Source organism: Cupriavidus sp. KB_39 (assembly GCF_052114485.1).
GTDB lineage: Bacteria > Pseudomonadota > Gammaproteobacteria > Burkholderiales > Burkholderiaceae > Cupriavidus.
The window spans coordinates 1-1,670 of sequence record NZ_JBFREV010000118.1; the positions used below are offsets into that span (position 1 = coordinate 1).

At 60.2% G+C, this 1,670-nt stretch carries 2 protein-coding genes; both read left to right on the top strand.

Annotated features, from left to right (window positions below):
- Nucleotides 1-1,267, top strand: a 1,267-nt coding sequence (locus AB4Z27_RS28915; protein WP_441645973.1) for an esterase/lipase family protein, incomplete at its 5' end; no start/stop codon positions are given.
- The coding region (locus AB4Z27_RS28920; protein WP_441645974.1) for a hypothetical protein at nucleotides 1,264-1,670 on the top strand (407 nt) is incomplete at its 3' end. The genes AB4Z27_RS28915 and AB4Z27_RS28920, both read left to right, overlap by 4 nt.

Here is a 1,670-nt window from a genome sequence, read left to right on the forward strand (position 1 = left end):
TGTGTACGGCGGCGGCAAGCTCCCGTCCGAGACCCCCCTGTCGACAGCGGAAATGCGGCGGCGAGGCTGGGGCGAAGTGGCATTTATGAGCTATGGGGAGTTCCTCGCGTGGCTTGAAGGGGCGCTCAACGATACGCATCAATGGCAGACGGGCATACGTTCGACGCTGCTAAATGAGGCGAAGGCCCGCGCGATCGGCGTGGCCCCGCTCACGCGAGACGAAGCCGCCTTGTCCTACAAGTACCGCTATCCCGTCCATGCCGTGGGATACAACTGGCTGCAGTCCAACGAAGATTCGGCAAAGCGCCTGGCGGCCAGAGTCAATGCGTTCATGGCCTTCTACCGGAGTAAGGGATTCATGTGTGACCGCGCCATCCTCGTCACGCATTCGATGGGGGGGCTTGTCGGGCGCTACTTCACTGAATCGATGGGCGGCAACGAAGTCATCCTTGGGGTAGTGAATGGGGTCATGCCGGCTACCGGTGCGGCGGTCGCCTACAAGCGGGTGAAAGCCGGTACGGAGGGTGCGGCGGGCAGCGTCCTGGGTCGTAATGCCGAAGAAGTGACGGCGGTTTTCGCACAGGCTCCCGGACCCCTGCAATTGCTCCCGACGCCCGAGTACGGCTCCCATTGGCTGAAGATCCGTGATGGCAATCGCATGGTCTCGCTTCCACGATCCGACCCCTATAACGAGATCTACACCGTGCGGGGAAAGTGGTGGGCGCTATGCCACGAAAAACTTATCAATCCGCTCGATACGCGCAAGAAGACGGTCGACAAGGACTGGCAACGGTACGTGCAAACCGTTCAGAAGCTAGTCCGCCCATTCCATCGTGCCATCGCGAACCGATATCACCCGAATACGTATGCGTTCTACGGCGACGATACCGCACACAAGACCTGGGGAGAGGTCACATGGCGGCGGCGGCATGCTGCGCCGCGCTTCGGGCCGCGCGCCATTGACGACCTTGCCGAGGGAACGGTTACGGGTGACACAGGCGTGGGAAGCATCTCGATCCTCACGCGCAGTGCCGGAAACCCATTGCGCGTCGCCTTCGACCTGAACGGCGCGGACGAAGATGGCGACGGCACCGTCCCGCGCCGGTCCGGCGCAGCGCCACGGGAGAAAGCAAAGGTCTGCCTGGCTTACCGAGGGATCGAGCACGAAGCCGCGTACAAGGTCTTGCCACTCCAGCTATTCACCGTATGGTCGATCGTCAAGATCACGGATGCCGTGAAACAAACTTCCATGGCCTATCGCAAATGAAACGCTTCTTGTCGCTACTTATCGTGATCTTTACGCTCGCGCTGCCGGCTTGTGGGAAGACCCCTCCATTGACGCCTCAGGAACAACAGACAGTGAATGCCCTGACTACCAACCTAATCCCGCGTTGTGTGGGACGCCATCTTATCGATTTGCCCGCCGGCGTGACGGTCAAAGGGTCCGCCACTGTGGAAGACGCACGGCTCGAGACGAAGATCATGTCCCTCGATGCATTCAACAAGGAAATCTCCGCGCGGGAAGCGGAACTCAAGGCGGTGAAGAGCATGGATGCGCATCCATTTCTCTATCTCAATCTGCCCGCGTGGGATGAGCACTCCCGCTATTTTATGCACCGGGGTTCGGAACGCAGCCACATCGCAAACCGGATTCTGGAGGGCTATCGTTG